At 60.2% G+C, this 2,142-nt stretch carries 3 protein-coding genes; all 3 read right to left on the bottom strand.

The annotated features are described in order from the left end of the window. Nucleotides 1–163: 163 nt before the first annotated feature. The 3 genes from C0456_RS20160 to C0456_RS20150 are packed head-to-tail and all read right to left on the bottom strand — an operon-like array spanning nucleotide 164 to nucleotide 1,838. Entirely contained in the window at nucleotides 164–703 is a 540-nt protein-coding gene (locus tag C0456_RS20160; RefSeq protein ID WP_291056374.1) for a phage tail protein, read from the bottom strand. A gap of 24 nt (nucleotides 704–727) precedes the next feature. Next, on the bottom strand, nucleotides 728–1,276 hold the full coding sequence (locus tag C0456_RS20155) for a phage tail protein (RefSeq protein WP_291056370.1): 549 nt from the start codon (nucleotides 1,274–1,276) through the stop codon (nucleotides 728–730). A 37-nt stretch (nucleotides 1,277–1,313) separates the two neighbouring features. After that, nucleotides 1,314–1,838 carry a phage tail protein gene (locus C0456_RS20150; protein ID WP_291056368.1) on the bottom strand — a complete coding sequence of 175 codons (525 nt, stop codon included), beginning with the start codon at nucleotides 1,836–1,838 and terminating at the stop codon, nucleotides 1,314–1,316. Nucleotides 1,839–2,142 lie beyond the last annotated feature (304 nt).

The raw sequence follows: 2,142 nt of genomic DNA, 5'->3' as shown, positions 1-2,142 counted from the left end.
GGGAACCTGTTCGAGCTCAGCCGCACGCGTGGTGGCGTAGAGCGCGAGCAGATAGGGATCATCCGCCTCGGTTTCAGGCCGCAGCGCAAATCCCTTGGTCGCCAACTCCGGCGGAATGCGGACGAGTAAGCTGCGCATGATCGTGGTCGTCGTGCCCACCCGGTCAGGCGCGCGGGGGGAAGATTCCCTGCACCGCGATGCAGAAATTGACCGCGAGATAAGGCTGGGTGTTCTCATGCGGGCTGCCCGCGCCAGCCGGCGTAATCGAGCTGGGGTTGAGGGCCGTGTCGGGCACAACCGGATCGATATAAATGTTGTTCGGAGAGGACAGGCCAAGTAGCGCCTGGTTCGTGGGAGACGCGACATTCTGCGCCGGGTTTTGCGGGCTGAGCGTTGCCGAGTTGAGCGTGTGGGTGTGCGCTGGCATTTCACTGGTGATCAGAGCGACGGTCGCCTGCCCGCCGGATGAGCCAAGGTTCCGCTGCGTCAGACCAGGCCCCTGCCCCGCACCGACCGCAGCGCGCCCGCGCAGATCGGGAAGCCCGAAAGTGGTTCGTCCATCGCCACCAAACGCGGTGCCAAGGAGCGCAAACAGCGCGGTGTTCTGCGCGATTCCAACGATAGAACCGTCGCAAAACGCATAGCCTCGCGGCGCGAAATTGAAACCGAACAAACGAATTTCGGCGATGAAGGGATCAGCCATGGTTTACTCCTGACCTGCGCGCGCCTAGGCTCGCGTAGGAAAAACGCCAAAGAGCGCAATGATGTAATTGATCGCCTGAAACGGCATCATATTCTCATGCGGTTGACCCCCGCCCGTCGAGCCAATGCTTTGGGCAGCCATCGGCGCCTGATTGACGGTGCTGCTGCCGGGGACAACATACAAGCTTGTGGCCACCCCCGCTTCGACCGGGGTGGCCAGCATCACCGTGGGTCCCGGAGTGGTTACCGAACCGGTTGCGGTGGTGGCGATAACCGAGTGCTGATGCGCCGGCATATTATTGCTGGACAAGGTGACCTGTTCGGTCCCTATGGCCTCTCCGACCACGTAGTTGATGGACAAGCCCGGCCCCGGCCCCTGATGAAGCGGCACCCGCGAGCGCAAATCCGGCAAGGCAAAGGTGGTTTGTCCGTTGCCGCCATAATTGGTGCCGATCAGCGCGAACAGCGCGTTGTTCTCTTCAATGGAGATCAGGCTTCCGTCGCAGAAAGCCCAGCCAACCGGCGCGAAATTGCCTGCAAAGAGACGGATTTCGCCGATAAATGCATTTGACATTGTTGCTCCCCAAAAAAGTTCCGTTGCTGAACCCGGGTTAATTCCTGCTGGGGAAGATACCCTGCAGCGCGATGCAGAAGTTTATCACAAGCAATGGCTGCAGATTTTGGTGCGGCTGCCCCCCGCCGGTCAAATTGATGGAACTGTTACTCAAACTGGTGACCTGGCCGGGTGGTGCATAATATTCGGCATTGGTCGAAGTATCGGTGGCCAGCATCCGTCGGGTCGCAACGCGGCGCGTAGCGACCTGAGTGGTGGCCGCAAGCGCATGGGTGTGGGCGGGAAGATTGGCGATGTTCAGCACCACCGCCTCAACGCCGCCCGCCTGACCAATTGCAACCCCGCCCAATGGAGTTGAGGCACCAAAGGCGACCGGCACGCGTCCGCGCAGGTCCGGCAATGCGAAGTTCGTGGTCCCGTTGCCCCCATAGATCGTGCCTAGCAAAGCAAACAGCGCCGAATTCTGCGAGATGGCCAACAGTTGACCGTTGCACGAAGCAAAGCCTCGCGGGACAAAATCGAATCCGAACATGTTGATCTGCCCGACGAATGGCTCCGACATGTAACACCCCCAATAAGGCCGCCGGTCAATTCCGGCGTGCCCTGCCCGCGTTGCGCAGCCCCGACACGACAAAAAGGGGCAGAAGCGGCTGATAATATCAAGCCATTTACGGGCTGGATACAGTTATTTCGGCAATCCGGGCGCAGACCTTTCGCAAAATCACCGTGGGCGAAACGCCCGCGACCTGCAAGCGGAAGGCCGGGTTTTAATACAGAGACATACTGATTGCCAAACGCCCATCCTTGTGCCAATGACCACCCATAGCCCATGGCGGCACATTCCCGGGACGCAGCACCCGGATTTC

The organism is Hyphomonas sp., from assembly GCF_013823385.1.
Taxonomy (GTDB): Bacteria; Pseudomonadota; Alphaproteobacteria; order Caulobacterales; family Hyphomonadaceae; genus Hyphomonas.
This window is presented reverse-complemented; position numbering and strand designations above follow the sequence as displayed.